The following is a 26,906-nucleotide window of genomic DNA, read 5'->3' on the forward strand; positions in this document are numbered from 1 at the left end:
CCTTACTCCCTAAATAATTTTGTCTTCTTATCGCCAGCGATTACTGCAACCCCCATGTTTAGCCGTTTTACCAGCTTATTTGGCCGTAAATCCTCCGGGGTAGGGCTAGAAATTACCCCAGAAAGGGTTAACGTCGCCCAACTTACTTCCCAGGGTCAGAGTTATAAACTAAGGAAATTTGGACACGCATCCATTCCGGAGGGAATTTTCGAGGAAGGAAAGATCGTTGATTCTCCGGCCCTAGCGGAAATTATTCAGGAACTGCTGAGCGAGAATGGCATTAACACCAAGCAGGTGGCAACAGCGGTACCCATGCGGGAAGCGATCATCCGTATGCTGCCGGTGCCGGCAGAGTTGGACGAAAATGAGTTGCGCGACATGGTGCTAAATCACGAAGCTGCTCTGTATCTACCCTATCCCAGGGAAGAAGTGGATTTGGATTACCAAAAGCTGGGCTTGTTTGAAGATGAGGATGGCATTGAGAAAGTGCAAGTGTTGTTAGTGGCTACCCGGCGGGAGGTAACCGATTCCTATCTGGACACTTTTCAACAGGCAGGGCTCCAGGTGGACGTGCTAGAAATTAATAGTTTTGCGTTGATTAGAACCATTCGGGAACAGTTGCGGCAGTTTGGTTCCCGGGAAGCGGCGGTGCTGGTTGATATTGAGTTCGATAGCACGGAAATTGCCATCATTGTGGATGGAGTACCCCAGTTTTCCCGCACAGTGCCCATTGGTACCTACCAAATGCAAAATGCCCTTTCCCGGGCAATGAATTTGCCCCCTTCCCGCAATCCAGAAATTTTGCAGGGCATGACCATTCCCGTCACCCAGTTTGACACCATGAGCACCCAAGGCACAGCGGTCAATCCTGGGATGAATGCTCTGATGCGTGTGATGGGGGAACTAACCGACGAGTTGCGACGGTCCATTAACTTCTACCTCAACCAGAGTGAGGAATTGGAACTAGTGCAGTTACTCTTGGCCGGCCCTGGTGGTGGCCTGATTCAGTTGGATGAGTATTTCACCCAACGTTTGAGTATTCCCACCGTCAAAATTGATCCCTTTGAAGCTCTGGCGATCGACACGGATCAGAATTTTTCTGACATAGAGCGACCCAGTTTGGCCACGGTTTTGGGTTTAGGTATCCGGGAAGCCTAGCGGCTTGGTTTGTTCACCTTGCCCACACCCATTGCTTCACTCCTCTCCTTGTCCGATGCCATACTCCACTGAAACCATCCCATGTATAGCCTAGATGTAAATTTTCTCAAGGATCGTAACTCTGACGTTGTTCGGTCGACCCAAACTACCACTATCACCCTAACGGGGGACGATCTACAGAAGCAAATGCCGCTTTATATTGGGGCGGGAATAATGGTGATCTTACCTGCTCTGGCTGGGTTAGGGGTATTGCTGATCAATTGGCAAAAGGGTGTTGCCCAGACCAATATCCAACGGTTAGAAACGGAGTTGACCCAATTACAGGGAGAACAGCAGAAAATCCAGGAAGTGGAGGCAAAAACGGCGGCCGCTCACCAAGAAGCAGATGGATTGATTGGCGTTTTTAATCAAATTAAACCTTGGTCAGCCCTGTTTCAGGAGATAACTAATCAGTTGCCCCAGGAAGTGCAACTCCAAAGTATCCAGCAGGAAGGAAATGTAATCACTATTTCCGGTTTTGCTGGCAACTATGGCTCCCTCAATGATTTTCTGCTGACTTTGCAAAGCTCGAAGTTTTTACAGGCTAATAAGACTAAACTGATGACAGCCAATGCGGCAGCCCTACCTATTACGGGGGAAGGGGCAACGGCAGAAACCGGGGGCACAGAGGAGCCAAGTGCAGATCAAGCTGCTTCTGCTGTTGTCATTCCAGCGGGAGTGAGTTATACCATCCAAACGGAAATTACCAATACCCCCGATAAGGAATTGATAACGGCATTGATCGCCAATGGGGCAGCCGGTTTAGTGGCTCGATTTAAGTTTCTGGAACTGAAGAGCGTCTTGGATCGACCTGCGGGAATACCGGAGGTTGCGCCTATTTTGGAACCACCGGCGGAGGGAGCTCCTGGAGCAGAAACCCCACCAGCTAATAACTGATGATCCCTTGCCACCGAACTTTGTTTTTAGAGGAGTGCCATGACTAGCTACAGCGAAGAGTATTCATCAACGACAACAATTATTGATGAGGAGTTTGATGCGGGGGGAAATTATCCAACTGCATTTGGGATAACCTTCACTCCCCAGGTAAGTGGCATTAGTTTGGGTATTCTTGGCTTGCTGGCCATGGGCTATGTTCTGCTCAATTTTGTCATGCCGGCTTTGGGAGAATATCAACAACTAAAACAGGACGAAGAAGCTAAACAAGCTCAAGTGGATCAGCAGTCCCCGGAAGTGTTGATGCGTCGGCTAGCCAATGCGGAGGTGCAGTTACAGGAAGCCCAACAGCGTAAAGCGACAGTGTTGGAACTCTACGCCAATAGCGAGGATTTGAACACAATCCTCTACAACTTCAATACTCTATTCGTAAATAGAAACGTGAAGTTAGTCAGCTTTTTGCCCCAGGGAGATCCGGTGGTAATCTCCGATGATAGTCTGGGGGCAAACGCAAAAAATCAGCTTAAACGACAAACTTATACCATTTCCATGACGGGCGGTTTTAGTGAAACCCTGGCATTAATTCGGGATATTGAACGGCTGCAACCGTTAATTTTGATGAAAAATTTGCGGACTAGCTTGGTTAATCCAGAATTTCCAGTCAATGTGGTTAGGGATGGTGACACTGTACAAGTGCAAACTGATGCGCCAGATATCCTAACTACGGATTTAACGTTGGAGGTGTTTATGCCATTAACCCCTGAGGAGATTGCCGCCCTGACTCCTCCCCCGCCGCCGCCTGGACAGGAGGGTCAACCACCGGCTGAGGGACAACCTCCAGCGGAAGGACAAGCGGCCCCGGCCCCCTAAAGGGTAATTTTGCTGGTAGATTATCGCTAACGGTCTTACGATTTTTGAATAATTATTCAATAATTGATTTTAATTGGTGTGTGAGGAGCAATTCTGTGAAAAATTTTCGGTTTTGGTTAACAACGGAAATAGCGACCTGTTGCTTGTTGGCCCTAGCGCCTGCCCAAGCAGAAACGGTTTCCCAGTCAAATACTTTGGATGGAGATTTGCGGACGGCGATCGCCAGTGACTCAAGTCGAGATTGGCTAAAGTTTGAAAAAAGTTTGGAGCAGTCCCTCAAGCAAAAAGAAGAGATTGATTCTTGGACACCATCATTGGAGTTGGCGCAGGCTAAATCCCTTGTCAAACCAGAGCAAAAGTTGACGAATATTGAGTTGCTAGTGCAGGAGTTGGAAGCCCTATCCGATCCACTGGCATTAAACTTTCCAGAACCGAACCAGACCAGTGTTGCTCAAATGGCTCCTCCCAGCCGCCCTATGCCTCCCCCCCCAGCGGGCAGTGGGCAAGTCATGTTTCCCAACCCGGAAATTATTATTCAGCAACAGGGTGGTGTGCCCCAGGGAGGAGCTAGGGTAGGTAATCCTAGTATTCTCTCCCCTGCTGTGCCTGTGGCCCCCGTTCGTTCCCGTGCAGTCCCCCCGCCAGTGGGAGATTTGGCCATTTCCAACATCAATGCTTCCTTCGACATGATTGATCTTGGCCAAAGGGGTCAGGTCAACGTACCAAGCTTAGTACTACGGGAAGCCCCAGCCAGGGAAGTTTTGGCAGTGTTGACTCGTTATGCCGGCATGAACCTAATTTTTGTAGATCCAGAGCCCGATACAAGAACGACTACACGTACGTCAACCACCACAGGAAGTAATACAGATTCAAGAACAAGACAAACTAGTATTCCCCCTGGCACAACTCAAAGGGAATTTAAGGATGAGCTTAAAGATGAAATCAAAAATGAGCTTAAAGATGAATCTGTATTCCTAGGGCTTAAAAGTTCAACTATTACCCTAGATATTCAGAACGAGAGCGTACAGGATATCTTCAACTATGTCTTGATGGCATCGGGCTTAAAAGCAAGTCGTCGTGGTAATACGATTTTTGCCGGAGCCAGTTTACTTCCTTCTGCCCGAAATATTATTACTCGTACCATCCGGTTGAACCAAGCCAGTGCGGAATCAGTCGCCAGCACTCTAGCTTCCCAAGGTGCGGAAGTTAACATCTTATTTGAAGGTCAGGAAGATGTTCAATTGGCAGAAAATGCTCCACCAAGGGTAATTAAGCAGCCCCCTACCCTAGTTCCCTTAACCGTTCAAAAACCTGCCAACGATTCTTCAGTGCTAATTCTTGAAGGATTAGTGGTCAGCACCGATCCCCGATTGAACACGGTAACTTTAGTAGGCGAACCTCGTAATGTGGAATTGGCCAGTTCCATGATTACTCAAATGGATGCTCGGCGTCGTCAAGTCGCAGTTAACGTCAAAATTATTGATATCAATCTGAATAACATCCAGGATTACGATAGCAGTTTTTCCTTTGGCATAGGGGATAGCTACTTTGTTCAAGACAGTGGCAGGGGGATAATGCGCTTTGGTGATACGGCTCCGGTTCAGGAAATTGATATTAACACCGGTTTGGGGCGAATCACTAACCCACCTGCAATTGCTAATCCATTTTTTAATGGTCCGGGTGAAGATGTTTTCTTCGATCTTAGCAGACTAACTAATATTGAAACTCCCCTTGGTACAGGAACAATTCCCCTGAATTTCTTCACATCAGGATCGGGAGCTATTTCAAATAATCCACTATTTACTGGGGTTACTGATTTTCCAATAGCAGAAGTTGATCAGGATGGAGTTTTGACAGTTACCTATCCCGAGTTTGGTCTGCCATCTTTCTATCAGTACCCGAAAAAATTCCAGGCACAAATTGACGCTCAGATACGTAGTGGTAACGCCAAAATTCTCACCGATCCAACTCTGATTGTTCAGGAAGGTGAGGCAGCTCAAGTTAAGTTGACAGAATCTGTTATCGCTAGTGTTGATACGCAAGTTGATACCCAGGGAGATACAGCAGTCAGAACTATTACGCCAGTCCTGGAAGATGTTGGTCTAACACTAAATGTTATCGTTGATCGTATCGATGATAATGGCTTTATTACTCTGCGAGTTAATCCAATCGTTGCATCTCCTGCTGGCACAGAACGATTTGATAGTGGTGCCGGTGCCGTCAACGAAATAACACTAATAAACAAAAGGGAACTGACTTCTGGTGTTGTTCGGCTGAGGGACGATCAAACATTTATTCTGTCCGGCATTATTTCGGAGATACAGCGTTCTACCACAAGTAAATTTCCAATTCTGGGCGACTTGCCTGTAATTGGGGCATTATTTCGTTCATCTACGGATGAAACTGACCGCTCAGAGGTAGTTATTCTTCTGACACCCAAAATTATTCCAGATAGTACTGAGGCTCAGTTTGGTTTCCGCTATAATCCCGATGCGGCGACGGCCGAATTCCTGCGTCAGAAAGGATTTCCGGTTCAGGCTCAGCCGTAATACCCCTACACAAGGGGGTTGGGCGGATATATATCAACGGGAGACTAAAGTGTTGACCAGCCGTTCCAGAATGTTAACTCGATAATAGGGTTCACAAATCTGGGATAGCTGGTTTGCTTTTGGTCGATAATCTCTGAACAAGATAATGTTACCGTAAACACTTTCGGGGGGAAAAAGTTTATCTAACTCAGATGTTTGCAATTGGCTTAAATCAAATGTTATTTCTTGGCAATCCGGGGCAAAATCCAATAAAATTCCGGAGCTGTAACCAAGAATTTTTAATGATTTAAGAATATTTAATGTATTTTCAAAGAATTCTGGAGCCCAACCCTTTTGGTTTTGTCCTCGGTTGACGCCGCCGCCATACTCAAACATTACCACCGCAGGCAGTAAATGGGATTCTATATTTTCTAGCTGTTTAATTACAGCCCATTCCCAACCTTCAATATCTAGTTTTAGACAGGTGATTTTGTCAATTTTTTCTTGGTCAATTAAACTTTGGAGAGTTAGAGTTTTTACTTTTTTAGCTTGACTAGAAGCTCCAAACCATTGGGGAGAAAGGGAACTGAAATTACTATTGAAAATGCCAGCAAATTTGCCTATATATAGGGTTTGTTCTCCGTTCTGATCCGATAAACACACAGGAAGCAAAGTCAAATTAGGTCTTTCTGCTAATTTTTTTAAAGCCTTCACTGGTAACGGCTCGATCGCCAAACTCTTAAAATTCAACTCAGCAAAAATTTGGCAATAAAAGGCAAAAGTACCCACTCCCACATCAATGCAAACTCCCTGGCGCTGGGGATCAACTTCCGGTAAAAGCTGGGCTAGGAGAGCTTGGCAACAGGGTTCAACACGCATAGAAAGGTAAAAAAATATTAATCGGGACGTAAGAAAAGAGCATTGAGATAGCGCACATGGCCATCGGCGGCGACCACTTGATCCAGATTGCCAGCATAGCGCAGTCCGAGATTGTCCAATAGGGGAAAAATATCCCGGAATTGGCATTGTCCCTCATAGAGTCCATCTAAGGAAATTTCCAAAATACAAGCCTTCGCTTGCCCTAGTATTTTTTGTCCGCCCCGAATCACCCGGTCTTCGTAACCCTGTACGTCGATTTTTACCAGTAATTCGGGCAGTAGTTTTCCTGCAAATTGTTCCATTTCCCGGTCAAGGGTTGACTGGTGAACGATAATTTTTTCCTGTTCCCGCACCATGGGATACAAGCTTTCGCAAAGTTTCGTCGTTGGTAAGAGGGATGAAGAAGCGGTAAAAAGCACATGGCTGTTAATTTCCAACTCATCCACCCGATCGCCGAGGGCCAAATTGAAAGTACGAACACGGTTTTGTTGGCGATCGCCCCATTGTCGGAGTTGTTGATAGGGCAGAGGCAGAGGCTCAAAGGCAAAAATTTTTGCTTCGGGGAAATAGCGGCGCATTTTTTGGGCAAATTGTCCCTTATTAGCGCCAATATCAATAATGGTTTGAATATTTAATTGTCTAATTCCCAGAAGTCTGCCATCCCAACTAGGGGTGAGTAAGTTGCCAACAAAGTTAAAAAAATTGTCACTGCAACGGCGGATAAAAGCGTTATTCAACAGAGCCTGGGCCATGGGATTATTAAATCTTGATGTTTCCCGTGGGAAAAATTGAAAATTTAGTGGACAAAAATAATATAAATGGCTTGGACATTACTGCACAGTAAGCTCCATCAAAATTTGCAACGGCGCTTCCCCGAGTTGCAAGGAACTCGAATTTTAGTGGCTGTATCCGGAGGACAAGACTCCCTCTGTTTACTGCATCTACTCAATGATTTAAGCAAACAATGGCAGTGGCATTTGGCCGTAGCCCACTGTGACCACCGTTGGCCCACCGATGCAGGCATTGCCGACCACGTACACCGTATAACCCAAGGTTACAAACTACCCTATTTCCAACGGGATGCCCAAGATTTACCCCAAACGGAAGCGGCGGCCCGCCATTGGCGTTACCAGGCCCTCACGGCGATCGCCAAAGCAGAAAATTTTCCGGTAGTTATGACTGGCCATACCCAGAGCGATCGGGCAGAAACTTTGTTATTTAACCTCGTGCGGGGTAGTGGCAGTGACGGCTTACAAGCGATGAATTGGGTGAGGAATTTGGAAGAGTCCGGCTCAGACAAAAGCCCGATTAGGCTAATCCGTCCCCTCTTGGAAATTAGTCGTCAAGAAACAGGGGATTTTTGCCAGCAACAACAATTGCCTGTGTGGGAGGACGTGCTCAATGAAAAATTAGCCTATCGCCGTAACCGCATTCGAGGAGAATTGATTCCCTACTTAAAGAAACATTTCAATCCCCAGGTAGAAAAAAGTTTAGCTCAAACGGTGGAATTGTTAACAGCAGAAGTGGCCTATTTAGAGCAAGTTAGTGGAGAAATTTATCCAACCCTAAGTCAAATGGATCAAAAAAGTTTAAACCGTCGTTTACTCAGTCAAAAACCCCTGGCCTTACAACGGCGTATCATCCGCCAATTTCTACAATGCTGTCAAAGCCAATCTCCCAATTTTGAGGAAATTGAACAAATAGTAAGGTTGATTAATGCCCCTAATCGTTCCCAAACTTCTTCCCTACCAGGTCAAGGAATAGTTAGGGTGGAAGGGGACTTTCTGCGATACGTTTACCAGGGTGAATAGCAATCATTTCTCCCTAGCTAAACTATGGATAAATGGGTTGAAATTTAGGCTAAAAACCCATCGCTTTAGCAACAATTTCCAAATCTGGTTTTAAACCCGCTTTCACTTGATTGCCGCTATTTTGCACAGCACAATCTGGATCTTTCAAGCCGTTGCCGGTCAGCACACAAACCACAGTGGCTCCGGCGGGAACTTGATCTTTTTGCTTCAATAAACCAGCTACGGAAGCGGCACTGGCCGGCTCACAGAAAACCCCTTCTTCGGCGGCTAGAATGCGATAGGCTTCCAAAATTTCGGCATCGGTTACGGGATGAAATTCCCCATTACTTTCTCTAGAGGCGGCCCAGGCCTTATCCCAGTTGGCAGGATTACCAATGCGAATGGCAGTGGCTAGGGTTTCGGGGTGGCTAATGGGTTGTCCTTGGATGAAAGGAGCGGAACCAGCGGCTTGGAAACCCATCATCCTCGGTAGACGATCGCCTTTGCCCAATTCTTTATACTGACAAAAACCCATCCAGTAAGCGGTGATATTGCCCGCATTGCCCACGGGGATACAGAGCCAATCGGGGGCCTGGCCGAGGACATCAACAATTTCAAACGCGGCGGTCTTTTGTCCTTCCAAACGGTAGGGATTAACGGAATTTACCAAGGTGACGGGGTAATGTTCCGATAACTGCCGCACCGTGGTTAGAGCATCGTCAAAGTTACCATCAATGGCAATCACTTCCGCCCCGTAAATTAAAGCTTGGCCTAATTTTCCCAAAGCGACATAACCATCGGGAATGATCACAAAAGCCCGCAAACCGGCCCGCCGAGCGTAGGCCGCCGCCGCCGCTGAAGTATTACCTGTGCTGGCACAAATTACCGCTTTGGCCCCTGCTTCCTTGGCTTTGGAAATGGCCATGGTCATGCCCCGGTCCTTGAAACTACCGGTGGGGTTTAGGCCGTCATATTTAACAAAAACCCTTACGTCCTTGCCAATCCGTTTGGCGATCGCCGGAGCGGGAATGAGGGGAGTATTGCCCTCCAGTAGGGTCACCACCGGAGTTTGATCGGACACTGGCAAATAAGGCCGATAGGTTTCAATCAATCCACGCCAACGACAGGCCGAACTCTGGGGACAGACGGGGGTAGCACTGGGCAACACTGTCGAATTTGGGGCGGATGGGGTCATGGTGAAAGAATGACAAGAAATCATGGGGGGCAATGGCCCGAGGTTCCATTCTACAAAAGAGCGGGCACCGAAATGTGAATCGCTTCAGAATTGGATTATTGCCCAAACGATTAATAAGCATAGGTTAAACATATAGTTCAGGCCTTGGTCTGTCCTGGTTGGAGTCCTATAATCAGAAAAATTGGCAGAATGCCCCCAGGCGATCGCCCACAAGTCCGGTAAGCTTGACCCAGGTGTAATCCCTTGTGGTGCAAAACCGCTGGACCCCCCCTGACCACCATTAGCCGTGAGGAGACCATTGGCCCTGTGTTTGTTTTAACCGGTTACGAATATTTTCTTGGCTTTCTCTTTACATGCTCCCTGGTGCCAGTGTTGGCCCTGACTGCATCCAAACTCCTCCGTCCTAGGGATGGTGGCCCAGAACGGCAAACTACCTACGAATCCGGTATGGAGCCCATTGGCGGAGCTTGGATTCAGTTCAACATCCGCTACTACATGTTCGCGCTGGTGTTTGTGGTCTTTGATGTGGAGACGGTGTTTCTTTATCCCTGGGCCGTTGCCTTTAATCAATTGGGCCTGTTAGCCTTTGTAGAAGCATTGATCTTCATTGCCATTTTGGTGGTTGCCCTGGTCTACGCTTGGCGCAAAGGGGCTCTGGAGTGGTCCTAGAAGTTTAGTAATGGCCACCAATCCATTGTCTTTGCCTTACCTGCCCCCCCTATTGTCTTCTCCTATTTCCCATGAGTCCCAACCCTGCTAACCCCACTGACCTGGAACAGGTCGCCACAGCCAAAATTCTTAATCCCGCTAGCCGTAGCCAGGTCACCCAAGATCTTTCAGAAAATGTCATTTTGACCACGGTGGATGACCTCTACAATTGGGCCAAACTTTCTAGCCTCTGGCCGTTGTTGTATGGCACTGCCTGTTGCTTCATCGAATTTGCCGCTCTCATCGGTTCGCGCTTCGATTTTGACCGTTTTGGTTTGGTTCCCCGCTCTAGCCCCCGGCAAGCAGATTTAATTATCACCGCCGGAACCATCACGATGAAAATGGCCCCTGCTTTGGTGCGTCTCTATGAAGAAATGCCAGAACCTAAATATGTCATTGCCATGGGGGCCTGCACCATCACCGGTGGTATGTTTAGCAGTGATTCCACCACAGCAGTACGGGGGGTAGATAAATTGATTCCGGTGGATGTGTATATTCCCGGTTGCCCTCCCCGCCCCGAAGCCATTTTTGATGCCATTATTAAACTGCGCAAAAAGGTGGCCAATGAATCTATCCAAGAACGGGCCCTTACCCAGCAAACCCATCGCTACTACAGTACTTCCCACCAAATGAAAGTGGTGGCGCCGATTTTGGACGGCAAGTATTTACAACAGGGTACCCGTTCCGCTCCCCCCCGGGAGTTGCAGGAGGCCATGGGAATGCCCGTACCTCCCGCTTTGACCACCTCTCAACAAAAGGAGCAATTAAACCGTGGCTGAGGAAGTGAACTCCCCCAATAAAGCTGTTAATCCCCAAGAGGAGACGGCGATCGCCCCTGTGGGCCCTGTATCCACCTGGCTGACCACCAATGGCTTTGAGCACCAGAGCTTAACGGCGGATCACCTGGGGGTGGAAATGGTGCAAGTGGAAGCGGATTTGCTTCTGCCCCTCTGTACGGCTTTATATGCCTATGGGTTCAACTATTTACAATGCCAGGGAGCCTACGATGAAGGGCCTGGTAAATCCTTAGTGAGTTTTTACCATCTGGTGAAGTTGACCGAGGATACCCGTAACCCGGAAGAGGTCAGACTAAAAGTATTTTTGCCCAGGGAAAATCCGGTGGTGCCCTCTGTGTACTGGATTTGGAAAGCGGCAGACTGGCAAGAGCGGGAATGCTACGACATGTTTGGCATTGTCTATGAAGGTCATCCCAATTTGAAGCGGATTTTGATGCCGGAGGATTGGGTAGGCTGGCCCCTGCGTAAGGATTATATTTCCCCCGATTTTTACGAACTCCAGGATGCCTATTAGTCCCGGTCGCCCACGGCAAAATTAAACATCAAAATTAGTTTTAACTCCCCCTTCCCCCACTGTTGCCAATGGACTGAAAACTTTGGGGGAATATTTTTGTGTTGACTGATTTTCAATCGGTTAACACAACAGAAAAAAAGGCTTTGATGGTGGCAAGAACGCTAAGGGAGGCAAGCCTTATGTCGTAGTTGCTTTTCGGGAGCTTGTCTTGGGATTATTGGCAATGGAGGCCAATACTTCAGAGCGACTTATGGAAATTAGCTGCTAATTTATAGCTAATTTAATTAATTATGAGGCGTCTTGCCTGGGTTTTGTGGTAACATATTGGAAGAATAACACAAGAATCCATAAACAACTAAATCAGTCATGGCTTACGATCTTGATTTACGTCTTAAGGTTATAGATTTCATCGAGAGTGGTGGTGGAATCACAAAGGCTTCGAAAACATTTAGGGTGGGCAGAGCAACAATTTATCGCTGGTTGGGCAGAGAAGAGCTTGGGGCAACGAAAGTTGAGACCCGCCAGCGTAAGATAAACAGAAAAGAATTGGAAGAGGATGTGAAAAATAATCCTGATATGCTTTTAAAAGAAAGAGCTAAAAAATTTGGTGTAACTCCTGCTTCACTCTGTTATCAATTCAAAAAAATGAAAGTTACTAAGAAGAAAAACAGTTACTTTATCAAGAGAGAGGTGCCCAAAAGCGAGCAGAATATCAGAAAATCTTGAGCCAATTAGTTTTAATGTACGATACTGAAAGTCGAGTATTTATAGACGAAGCTGGTTTTGAGGAATTTGTATCCTCACTTTATGGATGGTCTAAAAAGGGAGAAAGAGTATATGGAGAAAAGCAGGAGAAAAGAGGGAAAAAAGAAAATCTTGTAGCAGGAAGAAGAAAAACGCAAAAAGACTTAATAGTGCCGATGTTATTCAGCGGAAGCTTAAATGCAACGGGTTTTGAAGGATGGCTTGAATTCTTTTTAATACCAGCATTAACAATTACATCAATCTTGATTATGGATAACGCCCCATTCATCGAAAAAATAAAATTAGAGAAATAGTGGAATCCGCAGGACACATGGTGTTATTTTTGCCAAATTATTCCCCAGATTTGAATGATATAGAACATGACTTTAGTGCATTAAAAAGAGCGAGAATGCAGGCACCTCCTGGTACTAGCATAGATAAAGTCATTCAAGATTACTGCATATCTTAATGTCTCATAATTATCTTGATCAGTTACACATCTCCTACCCTTGTTATTTTTTCAAAGATAAATTTTTTATTGGTAACAGATGGGATTTGCCATTGACTGAGGGTTAGGCATCATCAAAAACCACAACAAATAGATCCCCGTTCCGTTTGGCTTCATACACGGCAGTGTCGGCATAATCGATTAAACGATCATAGTTAAACTGCTCGCAATTGCTAATCACAACACCAATACTGGTGCTGATAAGCAGTTGAATTCCCTGCACAGTCAACGGGCGGGAGAATAATTGATGAATGCGATCCGCACATCTTTTCGCATCATCCCCTGATTGAGTTGATTGCAACACAACTAAAAATTCATCTCCACTCAGTCGAGCAACCTGGTCACCTTCCCGCACGAATTCCAATAGGATTTCTGCTACCCGTTGTAGCACTTTGTTACCAAACAAATAGCCAAACTGATCATTAATGTTCTTAAATTTATTCAAATCCAACATCAACATTGCAAATACTCGATCGCCATAGTTATTTTCAGCATGGAGATTCCGGTGTAACTTTTCTAAGAAAAGAGCTAGGGAACGGCGGTTAGGTAAATAGGCCAGGGGATCATGGTGAGATTGATAATAAAAATGGTCGTTAATGGGGGCAAGGGACGTTATGTCGTTCAATAACCAATAGAAACCATTAATTTCACCATCGTCATCTCTTTTTTGAGTTGCTTGAATATCCACATTGATACAAGTACTGCTCAAACATTGGAGTTGCATTGACCAACAATAGGGCATCTGCCATTCACTCTGATCTTTAACCATATTTTCCAGATGGCTTTGGAGTGATGAAATTTGTTGTTGAGGCGTATAGTAAACAAAAGGTCTGCCCATTAGGGATTTTCTATCGGTGTTAAGCAAGCGACAGGCTTTTTGATTCGCATCTTGAATCTTTCCATCGCAATCAACAATCAAGTAATTTCCAGGTAACAATTCTAATAGTTTATGGTAGGAATTTTCGAGGAATGACTTCTGACGATAGGTTTTCTGATAAATTTTCCACAATTGTTGCTCGTCCTGTTTCAGATCCGTTGGTGAACCAACCACAGTTAAGTTGGAAGGGCAACCCTGTTTAATATTAGCAAAAATACCAATGGCCTGTTCCGCTCTCAAATCCTCAATATAACCAGGGCAAGCACTCGCGGCTTCTTCTCGCTCGGTAAAAGGGCCAAAGTAATAGGTTACACAGGGAATAATTGTGCGTACTCTCACCCACCAATCTCCATCCTGGGACGGGGAATTTGTTGGGGTATTCTGGTCGATAATTTCCCCTGAATACTCTTGATGAATACGACAGCTTAATCCATCAATCATGTCTGGCATTGCGCGCAGAATTCTTTCCTCAATAACTAATTTTTCCTCAGTTAAGCCAGTGGAGTAATGGATAGCGGTAAATTCCAGGCCTTCATCCGTCCTAACTTTATGACGATTAGGAATTGCACTCAAAATCTTAGCCTTGAGTTGTTGGCGAAAACAGGGCAATGACAGGGCCATGACATAGGGGTGGTCAGGGGGAAAGTCCATCAAAAACGGATCAATTTCCTCTTCCACTACCGCTAGAGTTTCGTTTACAAGGTAGGAGGACATTGTATTGCACCAAATTATTCAACCGGCAACAGTTATCTGGTCAAATGGTGAAACACCCCAAGAAAATCAGTAATTATATTCGAGTTTAATGCTCCGAGATGCTTTAAGGCTCACCGTCGTCGCAAGACTTCTGGGCAGTTTTTGAAAACACTTAGTCCAGAATCTAATCCAGATCTGATCCAGAACCCCTCATTCAGTAAATATGTGTTTATAGGCAAAAAGGCGAAAGTTTTTTGCCTATCACTCCCCACCTCTGATCTTATATCTAACCTAGGAAAAATATTGCTTTCTGTCCGTACGATTATGTTCTTATCTTTAGTCTAGCCACGACGGAAACCAAGTAACCGAATGTATTCATTTTGCACTAATTGGTAACATTCACAACTAGTTTGTTTAAGGGCATCGTAGTCCAACAAAGTTATTTTTCCCCGACGATAGGTGATCATGCCGGACTGTTGGAGAGAGTTCGCTGCAATGGTTACTCCCGATCGCCGGACTCCGAGCATATTAGCGACAAATTCTTGGGTAAGGGGTATTTCGTCTACTTGAAGACAGTCATGGACAGACATTAACCAACGGGCTAGACGTTCTTCAATTTTATGCTGACGATTACAGGCGGCACTCTGGGAAACCTGGGTAAGTCTTGCTTGGGTATAGAGCAACAAAATTCTCCGCAGTTCAGGGGACTGGTCAAACTCCTGTAATAGTGTATGGGCATTTAGTTTCCATGCCTCCCCCGGTACTTGAACAATGACCTGACTTGTGGTTTGTCTTCCCCCCAGGATAATAGGCAATCCCACCATACCTTCATTGCCAATTAAACCAATTTCTGTGGTGGAGCCATCTTCCATAATTGAGACAACGGAAATCATCGCTGTATTGGGAAAATAAGCAAATTCCATTACCTGATTGGGCTCGTACAGTATTGTGCCGGTTTTGTAGACAACTTTTGTGAGATGGGGAGCTAAACGTTTATAAGCTTCGACAGAGAGGAGTCCTAATAACTGATTTGATTTTATAGGGGGATTATTGGTCATCGGCAAGGTAATTAATTAAAAATTTCGTTTTAATCTATTTAATTCACTAACAATCATAAAAGTTTCAGATCAAAACTCCTTAAATTTATTTAAATCAAAATTTTTATAGCTTCTTCTCTCCCAAAATCTGGAAAAATTGACTCCGCAAGATAAACAACTCTCTGCACGGGGTAAGGGTTATGCACAAATTGGACGATGGACAGCCTAAATATGGGAGTTTATCTTTAGAACTACATTGTTATCTGTACGAAATAGGGCTTTAGGGGGATTTATTCATGGAAAAGTTCCCGGTCATAGTCAAAGTTAAATCAATGTAGTCTCGAGCTCGTTTTTTTTTGCACCGTAATTCATAAATACCTTAGTCGGACTAGCTGAAAGCCCTTGATTGTCTATGGCTCTGGCTTCGCTCTGAACTGGTCAAACTTTCTCCAACAATTACAGAATCTTCGTATTGTATTTTTGCGGCATCTTTGTATTGCATCAGTGATCCAAGGACTAATGTCATTTTTCCCCAGTCAAGACTCGAAAATAGTAAACAGTGCAAATTTGTCATCATTATCTTTGCGTTTTTTCGTTCATCCGTCGGATTTTGTTCGGTTTTACGCCTAAGGGCGAAAGGGAAATCGGCTTACCATCAGGGAGAGAGGCCATAGCAAGACTCAATCAGTCTGTCAAATTCTGTTAAATTGCAGTGGCGAAGGGTTTGTTATTTCTCAGTCCCCTTCAGAGCATCATCGCCCACCGTTAATGTTGTTAACTTTTCCATTCTAAAATTTGGTTCCTGTGAATGAAGTTTGCCTAAAGTTGAGTGATTTGTTTGTGTCTTCCGGTTGGGGAGGATATGACCGAGGGCGGGCTCCCCAGTGGGCCCATCCCAGAGCACAGCAACAGTGGTTTGGGGCGATCGCCGCTTTGGAACCATTTTTAAGACAAACTTTGCCCAATGTAGGGGGAGAATTACCGGGAATTTGTTTGACAGGCCCTGCCCCAGTACTCAAAGATGCGGTGCTGGTGCGAAATTTTTACCAAGGCATTGCCACCCCCTGGGAAGAATTTTCCCCTTGGCCGTGTTTAGCTGGCGAGGAGTCCGAATGGAGTGCTGTCCCCCCCATGCGGGAAATTCCCCTGTTTCCCCAGGATCCCTTGGCCGAAGAGCAATTTTGCTGGCTGATGACCCCCCAATTTGGTCTGCTATTGCTGTTGGGCAAAAATGAGCAGGGTTTGGCCCAGTTCTACTGGAGTTTTGACCCAGAAATTTTGCAGCAAGCTTGGTTTAGCCTCCAGGCCCGTCTCAAGTACGGCCTAAGTCCTGATCTGTCCCTCTTGCAAAAAACCATAGCGGCTTTTAATTTTCCCCAGCCTGATTTCCGTTTGGTGACTTACTTTGGGCAATTGATGTTGGACTATCAGCCCAATCCCTATAATCTTCCCCCATCCCAGGAACAGGAATCGGCGGAACCATCCCCGGATGTGGAACTGCTCCAAGCCTTAACCCATGAGGTGCGGACTCCCCTGACTAGCATTCGCACCCTGACCAAGTTGTTATTGCGTCGCAAAGACCTTTCCCCGGAAGTGCTCAAACGGATTGAATCCATTGACCGGGAGTGTAGCGATCAAATCAGCCGCATGGACCTGATTTTCCGGGCTACGGAATTGGAATCAACCCCTCTGCCGGAATTGGTGGTGCCCCTGACGGTGACATCATTAGAAGCGGTGTTCCAAGCTGGCATTCCCCGTTGGCAAAAACAGGCCCAGCGCTATAACGTCAATTTACAAGCCCAGATTCCCCATTCTTTGCCCCAGGTGTGGAGTAACCCCAGTTTGTTAGACCAGGTGCTGGGGGGCATGATTGAAAAATTTGTGCGGAATTTCAACGGCGGCGGAGAAATCAATTTACAAATCACCACTGCCGGTGACCAGTTAAAAGTGCAGTTCCATACCCAGTCAGTGCACCAAGCCAATCCCGTCAGGGCCCTGGGAGAATTGCTGATGTTCCAGCCCCAAACCGGTTGCCTGAGTTTAAATTGGGATGTGACCAAAAATCTCTTCCAACTCCTGGGAGGTAAGTTAATCGTCAGACGGCGATCGCCATCGGAGGAGATACTAACCATTTACCTTAAATGCGAACAAAGAACTGTGCCTGTGGCCAACTACGATAGGCAGTTCACCATGGTCTAGGGGCTCAACCGAGAGTTTCAATGGCCTAAAATTTGCCGCAGTAAGCCTGGGGTAATAAAGGTCAAAAGGCCAATGGCGATCGCCCCGGCTCCAATGGCTATCAATGCCGGTACAAGGCGGGATTGCCAAAATCTTTCCCTGGCCGCCGCCGTTAGCTTGCCAGTTTCCCAATAAACCCAATCATCCCCTAGATAACTAGCCAGACTACGATTCCCCGATAGCAGCAACACAATGCCATTGCCCGTTTCTGGATTAACTCGCAAAGTGTGGTTCAGAGCTGGCATATTACCCCCGTCATGACCGATCACAGCTCCCCCACTGGTGGTGGTTTGGTACAGCATCATACCTAAACCCCAGGTGCCATCGGTGCCCGGTTGGGCCGTTGCCATCCTTTGCAAAGTGTCAGCTTTCAAAACCGAGTTAGGTTGGAGATGGGCCTGGGCGAATTTAACCATGTCAGCCAAAGTGGCGTAGAGGGAAGCGGCCCCGGTGGCAGTGAAATGGCGGGGAGGGCTGGGCTGTAAATCTTCGGTAAAACTAGTGGTCAAATTATTAGCTCTTCCCTGGTCAACAATGGTTGGCCAATCAAAATTCGCCCCGGTCATACCCAACGGGTGCAGAATTTGCTCCTGCATAAATTCAGCAAAGGATTGTCCCGTCACCTCCTCCACTAACAGTTGCAAAACGGTATAACCGCCCCCGGAGTAGCTAAACTCTTTTCCCGGTGGATAAACTGCCTCCACCCCCCTTGGTTCCCCAAAGGCCACATCTTTCGTTAGGGTCAAAGACTGTTCCAGGGTTTGCAACGGTTGCCCCGGCAAAAATCCCCCATAGCCTAAATGATCGTTCTGTCCCCCGGTATGGCTCAACAGTTGGGCAATGGTTACCTCTCCTCGGTAAGGACTATCAGCAGGAAATTGCCAACGGCGAAGATGGGATAAAACTGGATCATCTAAATTAATCTGTCCCATTTCCACCAATTTCATTACCCCCCAGGCCGTAACCAGTTTACTCACAGAAGCCATTTGGTAGAGGGTATTTTCTGGGTCAACGGGGGAACCGGAATCAACATTCTCCACTCCCACCGTGTGCACGGTCTCCACTTTGCCGTTCTGGATCAGAGTTAGGGCCGCACTGCCCAATTCCTTGCCTTCCCCTTCATCAAGGCGATCGATTAAATATTGGTTAAGGGAAGCCCGATCGCCAGGGCGTAGGGGAGGATGGGAAAACCAAATACTTTCCCCCCATAACACTGCCCCCACCAGTAAACTCCAAATGAGCAGGGCAGTAGTGCCAGTTAAAACCTTTTGCAAGCCTTTGTTTCGCCCAGGTTAGCTTTGTGGTCAGTTTTGAATTTTAGCGGAAAATTCCTGGGGTTTTGCTAAGATCCAGTCAGAGTATCCTTTGTCTAGCCCCCATACATTGCCCAAATCAACCATGACTACCCATTTCATCACTGCTGAAATTGACCTCCAGGAAAATCCCCTAGAACTACAACGGGAAATCGAAGAGGAGTTGGCCAAACGGGGTGATCCCCTGCGATGGGCGGTGACAGCGGTGGATAAAGAGCAACAAAAAGCCCAGGTGGAAGCGGTGGTGACGGTGACGGCGGTGCAGGAAGTCTAGAAGAAAAGGTTAAGAACCTGTTTTAAAAGCCCCCCTGGCCCCCCAAATTTGGTAAGAAATTGAGTGAAAGTTCCCCAGTATTGCCGGAGTTTTAGTGGGTCGAGTTAGGGGGCGGGATAAAACTTTCCAAACACGTTCTAAGTTTTACTAGTTCCAGTCTTTTACGGCCACTTTGAGTTATAACGTCACTTTAATTATTCCCACGGGGGTGGGGGCGGCCCTTGGTGGTTACGCTGGGGATGCTCTACCGATCGCCAGGGCCATGGCCCAAGTTTGTGATCGCCTGATTACCCATCCCAATGTGTTAAACGGGGCCCAGCTTTATTACCCCATACCCAACGCCCTTTATGTGGAAGGTTATGCCCTAGACCGCTTTGCCCAGGGGGATTGGGGTTTAACTCCTGTGGGTAACAACGCCATTGGGTTGATTTTGGACCAGGGCATTGAGGAAGATTTACGCTGGCGACATTTACAGGTGGCGGACGGGGCCAGGGCTACCCTGGGTTTAACCCTGACGGATTACGTTGTCACCGATGAACCCCTGGGGGTGGAATTACGCCTCTCGGATTCTGGTACCAGTTGGGGCACCATTGCTAACCCAGAAAGTTTATTGCGGGCGGCGGATAAGTTATTGACCCAGACCAAAGCCCAGGCGATCGCCGTCATTGCTCGCTTTCCCGATGACGTGGGCACTCAAGTGCTAGCTGATTATCGCCATGGCCATGGCGTAGATCCCTTGGCCGGAGCTGAAGCGGTCATTTCCCATTTAATTGTGCGGCAATTTCAAGTGCCCTGTGCCCATGCGCCAGCGTTGAGTCTTTTACCCTTAGACCCAGGCATTTCCCCCCGGTCAGCGGCGGAGGAATTGGGCTACACTTTTTTACCCTGCGTATTGATGGGACTGAGTCGGGCCCCCCATTACCAAAGATTTCCCAATGCCCAGGGCCAAACCCTCTGGAGTCGGGATGTGAATGCTGTGGTTGTCCCCGCCAGCGCCTGCGGTGGTTCCGCCCTGATGAGTTTTAGCCAAACTTCTGCCCGCATCATTGCAGTGGAAAATAACTCTACCCAGCTAGAAGTCTATGGCGAAGACCTAGGCATTTCTGTGGTTAGGGTAAACTCTTATTTAGAGGCGATCGGAGTGCTTTGTGCAGACCGTGCAGGCATTAACCTTGATTGTTTCCAACCGGATTTTCCCCTTCTTCACCGCCTACCCTGAATATCTGTGTCTTCATCCAATAGTCCTTCCGAAATGGAGCCCTTGAATCGTACCCAAATTTTGGGGGTGATGGGATTCACAGCGGTATTACTGCTGATCGTCGCTAAGCTCTGGCAATGGTGGGGGGATGTCACCCTGTTGAAAATTAGTTTCAACATCCCAGACGCTTTATTAGGGTTGGGTTTAGCAACGGCAGTTATTCTGGCCAGTGGGTTAATTTACCGACTTTGGCCCGCCTATCGAGCCAGTGCCGATGCCTACCTAGCCTTTGTGATTAAACCCTTAGTGTGGGCTGACTTACTCTGGTTGGGGCTATTACCTGGATTAAGTGAAGAATTACTATTCCGGGGAGTGATGCTGTCGGCTCTGGGGGCCGGGGCCCTGGCAGTGGTGGTTTCCAGTTTGGTTTTTGGCATATTGCATCTCAGCAGTGCTGAGCAATGGCCCTACGTGGTGTGGGCCACGGTGGTGGGGCTGGTGTTGGGCTATGGGGCGATCGCCAGCGGCAATTTACTGGTGCCCATTGTGGCTCACATTCTCACCAACTGGGTTTCCAGTGCCCTATGGAAATTCAACCACCGTCAAGGGTAAAAGGGTAATTAGTGAAACTAAATTAGGTTGAGTTTGGTTCCCCTTAGTGCGTCATCTGGAAGAATTCCAACTCGATTAACGTCTCTGTTCGGAGGCTAGCCCCATTGCCCGATCGCCGGGAGGTGGAGTTATAATATCAGGGAAGTAACTACCGCGTTGGTGACTGCCAACAACGTTTTTTGATCTATGCTTGAAAAATAAGGGTGTCTCTGTGCATTCTGCGTGGTAGTAGACCGGGCTCGTACCCGGAAACGAAAACGAGAATTGATGACTCCCCCCTGGTTACACCAGGTCATAAACTGAGGTAAAACGGCGTGGTGGTGCTTCTCCTCTGCTTCTCAGGTTTATCCCTCCCCCCAGAACGGGTTTGAGCTAATTGCTCCCGATTTTTTCCCTCATTCCCCATAGTTAACCCAACGCCCTAAGCCAGGGATTCCGGCAGTACTTCTACCTGTTCCTCAGTATCGATTTCTTCGTTCTCAGTTTTTCCAGCTCGCATATCATCAATCACTTTCTTGATCACACTGGCGATCGGTACGGCTAGCAACACGCCCAGTAAGCCGGCTATTTCTGCCCCAATAAAAATTGAAATTAAAATCCAGACCGGATTTAAACCAATTTTGTCCCCCATTAATTTAGGCGCAACACCATTGTCGGTAATTTGGTCAATGACAATGGCGCTGACAAAAAATTTCACCGCTACAACCCAGCCTTTTAATAACAAAACTAAGGTTCCAATCAGAGTAACTACCGCTCCAGCAAAAGGAATTAAACTAGCTAACCCCAAACTGAAGGCAAAAAGAATGCTGTAGGGAATGCCCAACGCCATAAAAACCACTAACCGAGCCACACTGGAACCAGCGGCAAGAATTAAACGGCTAATGAAATAATCTCGAAAAATTTCACCAGCATATTGGGGGATTTTTCTTTGCCAGGGTGAGGGTAACCAACTGAGAATGCCTTGCCAAAAAGTATCTCCTCCCACCAGCAAGAAAATAGTCAAAACCAGAATGACCAGGGTATCTACCACCCCACCAATGGTTTCCGTTAATACTTTTAAACTGATTTGCCCGATGCGGTCTAATTCCTTGCTTAAAGTTAGGTAAGCTTTCTGAAATAAATCATCGACATTGACCCCCGCATTATCCAAAGTTAAAAACAAAGTAGAGTTTTTCAGGTTGGCTAAATGCTCTTGACTGCCGCTGAGCCAACGGGGAATATCTTGGGAAAGATTGCCCAATTGATTACCCATTAAGGGAATAACGGTGATGCCTCCCAAGGCAATGAGGGCAAAGCTGATGGTGATGACAGCAAAAATTGCCAGCCTTTTACCAATCCCTTTACTGACCAAAAAATTGATGGTTAATTTGAGCAGGAAAGTCATTAGAGTGGCAATGATGATGTAGTCAAAGAGTTCCCGAAAGCGATTAATAATCAAACTCAGCAAAATCCCATTCAGAAAAAAGATGGGGAAAATCAACATTAGCTTCAGCCAACTCGGTAAAGATTTAATTAACTGAGTCATTATTAATAGCCACAAAAGTAGAATAAATGATTAAGTTTATAGTCAGGCCAAAAAAATATTTATGGAGCTTATTTAAAAGTATTCAAAGGCCTTGGCTATGGCACAAAAACACCTTTAGATTAATTAGAAAGAAGATCAGATTTCCATGGCCTGATAGGTATAAAACTGTTTCATTACCCCAATGGTTTGAAACTCATAGGTAGGAAAAGGATCCGGCAGAGCTAGGGTGGTTTGGTAAATACTAAACAACAAAAAATTTTGCTGATTGGTAGTTTGGGCGATGATTTGTTTAATTTGTGGTTGTCCTGCATCCACCAAGGTTTTGCAATAACTCTGCACGAAGCCGCCAAAATCCGCAGGCGCTTTGGGACAAATCTCGTTTTTTAGATAGGTGCTGAGGGTTTCCACTGCGTAGTCTTCATAGTCAGGCTTGCCCGGATTGCCGATCGCCATCAGAGCACCACTGGCCAATACCATCACCCCTCCGATCGCCCCAAACACCGATAACATTCTCATCAGGGATGTACACTCCCATCGGGCATAATTGTTTTTGCCAAGTTTATGCCGCTAATGTGACTATTTTGAAAATTGACATTACGTAGGTCTGCCCCCCGTAAACAGGCATCGATTAAATTGGCGCCCCGGAGTATGGCCCCGGCCAATAAAGCTTTTTCCATCAAAGCATACTCAAAATTAGCATTCTGGAAATTAGCTCCCTGGAAAATAGTGCCCCGCAGGGCGCAACCGGCACAGTTAATCTGCTCCTTGTTGGGGAGAGCTTTAAGATGAATTTCCGATAGATTAATCAAACTGAGGTTAACTTCCTTCATCAATGCCCTGCCTAAATTCGCCCCTTTCAAATTAGCTTGACTGAGGTCTGCTCCCTGCAGAAAAGCCTCCTCCACTGTGCCATGACGTAATTGGGCTTGACTTAGATTCACCTTATACAAATTGGCATGGTCAAAGTTGGCTTTGCGAAAATCGGCCCCACTCAAATCTGCCCGACTGAAATTAGCCTCCGCCAGATCAACTCGTGTGAGATCGGCCCCACTCAAATCCGCTCGACTGAAATTAACTGCTTCTAGGATTGCTCCCTGGCAATCGGTTTCCGCCAAGTTAGCCCCTTCTAAATTTGTCCGTATTAACCGGGCTTGCTTGAGCTTGGCATAGGCCAAATTGGCTCCACTGAGGTCACAATCGGTTAAGTCCGCCCAACTGAGATCTGAATAGCTTAAATCTATGCCAGTCAGGTCTGACCCGACAAATTTCACTCCCATCAAACGGGCATGGCTTAGGTTAGTACGCCGTAGCTGGGCTTCAGATAAATTACTGCCGCTGAAGTTGCCATATGCGAGCAGGGCCCGGTTGAGGATAATGCCCACTAGATCGGACTGGATTAAATCGGCATGATGTAGTTCAATGCGGCTGAAATCCCTAGTGCCCTGGCCATATTGCCAAAGAAGTTGCTCAGTTTCCATTATGTCCTGACGGTGGTGGGAGGGGAGAGCAAAGCGGTGTGTTCTGACGACCAGACATAAACCAACTCTGTGGGCATTGTGCCCAAAAAAGCTGACTTACCAACACACCCAACGGAAAAAAGCAATAGGTTCTAGGCGGCGGAAGTTTGCCAATGGAGATAGGGCAATTTTTCAGCGGTGGCGGCAATTTTCCCCTGATTTTGCACCAGTTGACCACAGGTGTCCCATTGGCCATCCAGCAACATTTGCTGGGCCCCGTCGGAGAGAATTACGGGAAAACTCCGATCGCCGTAGGTAACGGCAGCGGTGGTTAGGTCTAAATTCACTGCCAAATTAGGATCGGCGGTAATGGCTTGTTGTAAATCGGCAATCTGACCATGGGGGGCAGTGACACAGGGCACACCGTTGGCCAAGCAGTTACCCAAAAAGATTTCAGCAAAACTTTCCCCAATGATGGCCTTGATACCCCATTTAATAATGGCTTGGGGAGCGTGTTCCCGGCTGGAGCCACAACCAAAGTTGCGGTTGACCACCAACACTGTGGCGTCTTGGTATTGGGACAGATCAAAAGGATGGTTGCCCCCCTGTTGCTGGCGATCGTCGGCAAAAACATGTTCCCCCAGACCGTCAAAGGTGACACAACGCAAAAAGCGAGCGGGAATGATGCGGTCAGTGTCGATGTCATCCCCCACTAGGGGCAAGGCCTTACCCTGGATTTGTTTAACTTGGCTCATGATCTTCGGTAACGGTGTGGCAGTTAACCGCTATCTTAGCAGGGGCATTGCGACGTTTTAAGACCGCATTAATAAAGCCGCTAAAAAGGGGATGGGCTTGGTTGGGACGGGAATGGAATTCCGGGTGAAATTGACAGGCAATGAAAAAGGGATGGTGGGGATATTCAACGATTTCCACTAGGCGGCCGTCGGGGGAGGTGCCACTGACCACAAAACCAGTATCGGTGAATTGAGTGCGATAGGAGTTATTAAATTCATAGCGGTGACGGTGGCGTTCGTACACCACTTCCTTTTGATAGAGGGAAAAGGCGAGGGTGTCCGGAGCAATGCGACAGGGATAAAGTCCTAAACGCATGGTGCCCCCCAGATCCACCACATCCTGTTGTTCTGGCAAAAGGTTAATGACTGGGTTGGGGGTTTCCGTTTCAAATTCCGCACTGTTGGCTTCCGGTAATTTGGCCACATTTCTAGCCCATTCGATGACGGAGCACTGCATACCCAAACATAGGCCCAAAAAGGGCAGTTGATTTTCCCTGGCATATTCGATCGCCTGGACTTTGCCGTCCACCCCCCGAATGCCAAAACCACCGGGCACTAACACGCCGTCCACATCTTTCAGAAAGGTGGCTGCCCCCTGGGCTTCAATCTCCTCAGCACTGATCCAACGCAGGTGGAGTTTGCTGTCACTGGCGATCGCCGCATGGCCCAGAGCTTCCACCACGGAAAGATAGGCATCGCTGAGTTGGACGTATTTACCCACCAGGGCCACAGTGATTTCATGGTGGGGGGATTGCATTTTTTCCACCAGGGATTGCCACTGGGACAAATCTGGCGATCGATTTTCCATTCTCAGTAGTTCTAGGGTCTGGTGGGCCAACCCTTCCTTTTCCAAAATTAAGGGCACTTCATAAATACTGCTGGCATCCTGACACGTAATCACCGATTCCACCGGCACGTCGCAGAATTCCGATAACTTTTCCTTCATACCTGGATGCAACGGGCGATCGCAACGACAGACCAAAATATCCGGCTGAATACCGATGGAACGTAACTCCTTAACCGAGTGTTGGGTGGGCTTGGTTTTCATTTCCTTAGCGGCGGGAATCCAGGGAATGAGGGTAACGTGCATATAGATAACGTTATGGCGACCCACCTCTTTGCGGAATTGGCGAATCGCTTCCAAAAATGGTAGGGATTCGATATCTCCCACGGTGCCGCCAATTTCTGTGATCACCACATCGGGGTTCGTGTTCTGGGCCACCCGGAGAATTCTTTCCTTAATTTCGTTGGTAATGTGGGGAATAACCTGTACAGTGCCCCCCATGTAGGCCCCTCTCCGTTCCTTATTGATCACCGCTTGGTAAATGGACCCGGTGGTAACGCTGTTGAGGCGAGACATGGAAGTATCGGTAAAACGCTCGTAGTGTCCCAGGTCTAAATCCGTTTCGGCTCCGTCTTCAGTGACAAACACCTCCCCATGCTGAAAGGGACTCATGGTACCGGGGTCCACGTTGATGTAAGGATCAAGCTTAAGAATGGAAACGGAATAATGGCGGGATTTTAGTAACCGTCCCAGACTAGCGGCCACAATGCCTTTACCAATGCTGGAGACCACTCCCCCAGTCACAAAAACAAACTTCGACATTGGCCAAACTCCCTACAAAGTGCGCTTAAATCCCCGCCCATTTTACCGGAGATACCAGCCAATAACTAAACCTAACCTCCAATTGAGTACTGCCTAACTTGCTAGCAAGATTGGTTGATCGTGCAAAGCCATTAATTTTTCTCTGGGAACCGCCAACATGGCATAAGCCTGACCATCTCCATCGGCAAACTCGACTTCAAAAGCTTCCCCTCCTCCCAGGATCTCAATAATTGTCCCAACTTGTCCCTGACGCAATAGAATTGGCTGGTTTGTCAGAAAAAGCTTGGAATTAATATCTTCTTTTAACGCCACAAGACTATGTAGTTGAAGGTTGTCCATAAGTGTAATTTCCTTGATGCTAATTACGAATGGGATAAACACTGGTTAGTCGAGGATAGGTCTCCCCGGGGCGGATTATCCAAGCACTAAGTACTTTCGCTGTTCCAGTGGTAGTGGTCATGGGAAAAACAGCCACATAACTTTCTCCGTACTGGTCAGAATCTGTCAATTCAAAATTTTGATAATGAGCGGCTACTTTTCTGAGCTTAGTAATAAGAAAGTCTTGGTTATCTATTGTTATAGTAGTTTCAAATAAGGCTGAGACGCCAAATGCCACAGTAAGAACGGATAATTTCATCAAGAGACGTGTCAATAGGAG

The 26,906-nt window shown here is 47.0% G+C and carries 25 protein-coding genes, 1 other RNA gene and 1 pseudogene; 14 read left to right on the forward strand and 13 right to left on the reverse strand.

Annotated elements, in window-relative coordinates; translation table 11 throughout:
* Positions 1 to 54: 54 nt before the first annotated feature.
* From pilM to BWK47_RS08700, 4 genes are all read left to right on the forward strand, one after another.
* Positions 55 to 1,158 carry a type IV pilus biogenesis protein PilM gene (pilM, locus tag BWK47_RS08680; RefSeq protein ID WP_010872897.1) on the forward strand — a complete coding sequence of 368 codons (1,104 nt, stop codon included), beginning with the start codon at positions 55 to 57 and terminating at the stop codon, positions 1,156 to 1,158.
* Positions 1,159 to 1,239: 81 nt separating this feature from the next.
* Entirely contained in the window at positions 1,240 to 2,094 is an 855-nt protein-coding gene (locus BWK47_RS08685; RefSeq protein WP_162328339.1) for a PilN domain-containing protein, read from the forward strand.
* A gap of 39 nt (positions 2,095 to 2,133) precedes the next feature.
* Positions 2,134 to 2,961: a pilus assembly protein gene (locus tag BWK47_RS08690; RefSeq protein WP_162328340.1), complete on the forward strand. Its 828-nt coding sequence runs from the start codon at positions 2,134 to 2,136 to the stop codon at positions 2,959 to 2,961.
* An 80-nt stretch (positions 2,962 to 3,041) separates the two neighbouring features.
* Positions 3,042 to 5,510 carry a type IV pilus secretin PilQ gene (locus BWK47_RS08700; RefSeq protein WP_336234764.1) on the forward strand — a complete coding sequence of 823 codons (2,469 nt, stop codon included), beginning with the start codon at positions 3,042 to 3,044 and terminating at the stop codon, positions 5,508 to 5,510.
* A gap of 33 nt (positions 5,511 to 5,543) precedes the next feature.
* Here the strand turns inward: BWK47_RS08700 and BWK47_RS08705 are convergent, their stop codons facing one another.
* Together BWK47_RS08705 and BWK47_RS08710 are read right to left on the reverse strand one after the other, a co-directional pair.
* Positions 5,544 to 6,368 (reverse strand): FkbM family methyltransferase, encoded by an 825-nt coding sequence (locus BWK47_RS08705; RefSeq protein WP_162328341.1) that lies wholly within the window; start codon positions 6,366 to 6,368, stop codon positions 5,544 to 5,546.
* A 17-nt stretch (positions 6,369 to 6,385) separates the two neighbouring features.
* Positions 6,386 to 7,120, reverse strand: coding sequence for an FkbM family methyltransferase (locus tag BWK47_RS08710; protein WP_162328342.1), 735 nt, complete (start codon positions 7,118 to 7,120; stop codon positions 6,386 to 6,388).
* A 66-nt stretch (positions 7,121 to 7,186) separates the two neighbouring features.
* Here BWK47_RS08710 and tilS point away from each other — a divergent pair, with 66 nt between their 5' ends.
* Positions 7,187 to 8,179 carry a tRNA lysidine(34) synthetase TilS gene (tilS, locus tag BWK47_RS08715; RefSeq protein ID WP_162328343.1) on the forward strand — a complete coding sequence of 331 codons (993 nt, stop codon included), beginning with the start codon at positions 7,187 to 7,189 and terminating at the stop codon, positions 8,177 to 8,179.
* Between the two features lie 49 nt (positions 8,180 to 8,228).
* Here the strand turns inward: tilS and thrC are convergent, their stop codons facing one another.
* On the reverse strand, positions 8,229 to 9,377 hold the full coding sequence (gene thrC / locus BWK47_RS08720) for a threonine synthase (RefSeq protein ID WP_010872904.1): 1,149 nt from the start codon (positions 9,375 to 9,377) through the stop codon (positions 8,229 to 8,231).
* Between the two features lie 282 nt (positions 9,378 to 9,659).
* Between thrC and ndhC the strand changes: the two genes are divergently transcribed.
* The 4 genes and pseudogenes from ndhC (at position 9,660) to BWK47_RS08740 (ending at position 12,585) form a co-directional block, all read left to right on the forward strand.
* On the forward strand, positions 9,660 to 10,022 hold the full coding sequence (ndhC, locus tag BWK47_RS08725; RefSeq protein ID WP_162329652.1) for a photosynthetic/respiratory NAD(P)H-quinone oxidoreductase subunit C: 363 nt from the start codon (positions 9,660 to 9,662) through the stop codon (positions 10,020 to 10,022).
* A 71-nt stretch (positions 10,023 to 10,093) separates the two neighbouring features.
* Positions 10,094 to 10,840 carry a photosynthetic/respiratory NAD(P)H-quinone oxidoreductase subunit K gene (gene ndhK / locus BWK47_RS08730; RefSeq protein WP_162328344.1) on the forward strand — a complete coding sequence of 249 codons (747 nt, stop codon included), beginning with the start codon at positions 10,094 to 10,096 and terminating at the stop codon, positions 10,838 to 10,840.
* The gene (locus BWK47_RS08735) at positions 10,833 to 11,372 is read left to right on the forward strand and encodes an NAD(P)H-quinone oxidoreductase subunit J (RefSeq protein ID WP_162328345.1); all 540 of its coding nucleotides are present in this window, start codon (positions 10,833 to 10,835) and stop codon (positions 11,370 to 11,372) included. Before ndhK ends, BWK47_RS08735 begins: the two co-directional genes overlap by 8 nt.
* Before the next feature lie 366 nt (positions 11,373 to 11,738).
* Positions 11,739 to 12,585 (forward strand): annotated as a pseudogene (locus BWK47_RS08740) (IS630 family transposase).
* A 103-nt stretch (positions 12,586 to 12,688) separates the two neighbouring features.
* Here the strand turns inward: BWK47_RS08740 and BWK47_RS08745 are convergent.
* A complete protein-coding gene (locus BWK47_RS08745) occupies positions 12,689 to 14,215 on the reverse strand; it encodes a diguanylate cyclase domain-containing protein (RefSeq protein WP_162328346.1) in 1,527 nt (508 codons plus the stop codon).
* A 320-nt stretch (positions 14,216 to 14,535) separates the two neighbouring features.
* Positions 14,536 to 15,252: a Crp/Fnr family transcriptional regulator gene (locus BWK47_RS08750; protein ID WP_162328347.1), complete on the reverse strand. Its 717-nt coding sequence runs from the start codon at positions 15,250 to 15,252 to the stop codon at positions 14,536 to 14,538.
* Between the two features lie 783 nt (positions 15,253 to 16,035).
* On the opposite strand from BWK47_RS08750, the gene hik34 reads away from it, so the two are divergent.
* Positions 16,036 to 17,430 (forward strand): two-component system sensor histidine kinase Hik34, encoded by a 1,395-nt coding sequence (gene hik34, locus BWK47_RS08755; protein ID WP_162328348.1) that lies wholly within the window; start codon positions 16,036 to 16,038, stop codon positions 17,428 to 17,430.
* 17 nt (positions 17,431 to 17,447) lie between these two features.
* Here the strand turns inward: hik34 and BWK47_RS08760 are convergent, their stop codons facing one another.
* Complete coding sequence (locus BWK47_RS08760) at positions 17,448 to 18,743, reverse strand: serine hydrolase domain-containing protein (RefSeq protein ID WP_237269570.1); 1,296 nt, start codon at positions 18,741 to 18,743, stop codon at positions 17,448 to 17,450.
* Positions 18,744 to 18,867: 124 nt separating this feature from the next.
* On the opposite strand from BWK47_RS08760, the gene BWK47_RS08765 reads away from it, so the two are divergent.
* From BWK47_RS08765 to ssrS, 4 genes are all read left to right on the forward strand, one after another.
* Positions 18,868 to 19,056, forward strand: coding sequence for a hypothetical protein (locus BWK47_RS08765; RefSeq protein WP_162328349.1), 189 nt, complete (start codon positions 18,868 to 18,870; stop codon positions 19,054 to 19,056).
* A 172-nt stretch (positions 19,057 to 19,228) separates the two neighbouring features.
* Positions 19,229 to 20,275 (forward strand): DUF3326 domain-containing protein, encoded by a 1,047-nt coding sequence (locus tag BWK47_RS08770; RefSeq protein WP_162328350.1) that lies wholly within the window; start codon positions 19,229 to 19,231, stop codon positions 20,273 to 20,275.
* Positions 20,276 to 20,281: 6 nt separating this feature from the next.
* Positions 20,282 to 20,866, forward strand: a complete 585-nt coding sequence (locus BWK47_RS08775) for a CPBP family intramembrane glutamic endopeptidase (RefSeq protein WP_162328351.1) — start codon at positions 20,282 to 20,284, stop codon at positions 20,864 to 20,866.
* Between the two features lie 142 nt (positions 20,867 to 21,008).
* A non-coding RNA gene (gene ssrS / locus BWK47_RS08780) (6S RNA) lies at positions 21,009 to 21,194 on the forward strand.
* A gap of 93 nt (positions 21,195 to 21,287) precedes the next feature.
* On the opposite strand, the gene BWK47_RS08785 is transcribed toward ssrS, so the two are convergent.
* From BWK47_RS08785 to BWK47_RS08815, 7 genes are all read right to left on the reverse strand, one after another.
* Positions 21,288 to 22,391: an AI-2E family transporter gene (locus BWK47_RS08785; protein ID WP_162328352.1), complete on the reverse strand. Its 1,104-nt coding sequence runs from the start codon at positions 22,389 to 22,391 to the stop codon at positions 21,288 to 21,290.
* 135 nt (positions 22,392 to 22,526) lie between these two features.
* Positions 22,527 to 22,901: a DUF4359 domain-containing protein gene (locus BWK47_RS08790; RefSeq protein ID WP_237269571.1), complete on the reverse strand. Its 375-nt coding sequence runs from the start codon at positions 22,899 to 22,901 to the stop codon at positions 22,527 to 22,529.
* Positions 22,902 to 22,906: 5 nt separating this feature from the next.
* On the reverse strand, positions 22,907 to 23,869 hold the full coding sequence (locus tag BWK47_RS08795; protein ID WP_010872919.1) for a pentapeptide repeat-containing protein: 963 nt from the start codon (positions 23,867 to 23,869) through the stop codon (positions 22,907 to 22,909).
* A gap of 131 nt (positions 23,870 to 24,000) precedes the next feature.
* Positions 24,001 to 24,603: a 3-isopropylmalate dehydratase small subunit gene (leuD, locus tag BWK47_RS08800; protein ID WP_010872920.1), complete on the reverse strand. Its 603-nt coding sequence runs from the start codon at positions 24,601 to 24,603 to the stop codon at positions 24,001 to 24,003.
* On the reverse strand, positions 24,590 to 26,248 hold the full coding sequence (gene pyrG / locus BWK47_RS08805; protein ID WP_162328354.1) for a glutamine hydrolyzing CTP synthase: 1,659 nt from the start codon (positions 26,246 to 26,248) through the stop codon (positions 24,590 to 24,592). The genes leuD and pyrG overlap by 14 nt, the downstream gene beginning before the upstream one ends.
* A gap of 93 nt (positions 26,249 to 26,341) precedes the next feature.
* The gene (locus BWK47_RS08810) at positions 26,342 to 26,587 is read right to left on the reverse strand and encodes a DUF4926 domain-containing protein (protein ID WP_237269572.1); all 246 of its coding nucleotides are present in this window, start codon (positions 26,585 to 26,587) and stop codon (positions 26,342 to 26,344) included.
* 19 nt (positions 26,588 to 26,606) lie between these two features.
* Positions 26,607 to 26,900, reverse strand: a complete 294-nt coding sequence (locus BWK47_RS08815) for a DUF6883 domain-containing protein (RefSeq protein ID WP_237270000.1) — start codon at positions 26,898 to 26,900, stop codon at positions 26,607 to 26,609.
* Between the last annotated feature and the right edge of the window lie 6 nt (positions 26,901 to 26,906).

This window comes from Synechocystis sp. CACIAM 05 (assembly GCF_010222815.1).
Classification (GTDB): domain Bacteria; phylum Cyanobacteriota; class Cyanobacteriia; order Cyanobacteriales; family Microcystaceae; genus Synechocystis.

Coding starts and splice junctions, on each gene's coding strand:
- pilM (WP_010872897.1), top strand. CDS start 55: ATGTTTAGCCGTTTTACCAGCTTATTTGGCCGTAAATCCTCCGGGGTA.
- BWK47_RS08685 (WP_162328339.1), top strand. CDS start 1,240: ATGTATAGCCTAGATGTAAATTTTCTCAAGGATCGTAACTCTGACGTT.
- BWK47_RS08690 (WP_162328340.1), top strand. CDS start 2,134: ATGACTAGCTACAGCGAAGAGTATTCATCAACGACAACAATTATTGAT.
- BWK47_RS08705 (WP_162328341.1), bottom strand. CDS start 6,368: ATGCGTGTTGAACCCTGTTGCCAAGCTCTCCTAGCCCAGCTTTTACCG.
- BWK47_RS08710 (WP_162328342.1), bottom strand. CDS start 7,120: ATGGCCCAGGCTCTGTTGAATAACGCTTTTATCCGCCGTTGCAGTGAC.
- tilS (WP_162328343.1), top strand. CDS start 7,187: ATGGCTTGGACATTACTGCACAGTAAGCTCCATCAAAATTTGCAACGG.
- thrC (WP_010872904.1), bottom strand. CDS start 9,377: ATGATTTCTTGTCATTCTTTCACCATGACCCCATCCGCCCCAAATTCG.
- ndhK (WP_162328344.1), top strand. CDS start 10,094: ATGAGTCCCAACCCTGCTAACCCCACTGACCTGGAACAGGTCGCCACA.
- BWK47_RS08745 (WP_162328346.1), bottom strand. CDS start 14,215: ATGTCCTCCTACCTTGTAAACGAAACTCTAGCGGTAGTGGAAGAGGAA.
- BWK47_RS08750 (WP_162328347.1), bottom strand. CDS start 15,252: ATGACCAATAATCCCCCTATAAAATCAAATCAGTTATTAGGACTCCTC.
- BWK47_RS08765 (WP_162328349.1), top strand. CDS start 18,868: ATGACTACCCATTTCATCACTGCTGAAATTGACCTCCAGGAAAATCCC.
- BWK47_RS08785 (WP_162328352.1), bottom strand. CDS start 22,391: ATGACTCAGTTAATTAAATCTTTACCGAGTTGGCTGAAGCTAATGTTG.
- BWK47_RS08790 (WP_237269571.1), bottom strand. CDS start 22,901: ATGTTATCGGTGTTTGGGGCGATCGGAGGGGTGATGGTATTGGCCAGT.
- BWK47_RS08795 (WP_010872919.1), bottom strand. CDS start 23,869: ATGGAAACTGAGCAACTTCTTTGGCAATATGGCCAGGGCACTAGGGAT.
- leuD (WP_010872920.1), bottom strand. CDS start 24,603: ATGAGCCAAGTTAAACAAATCCAGGGTAAGGCCTTGCCCCTAGTGGGG.
- pyrG (WP_162328354.1), bottom strand. CDS start 26,248: ATGTCGAAGTTTGTTTTTGTGACTGGGGGAGTGGTCTCCAGCATTGGT.
- BWK47_RS08810 (WP_237269572.1), bottom strand. CDS start 26,587: ATGGACAACCTTCAACTACATAGTCTTGTGGCGTTAAAAGAAGATATT.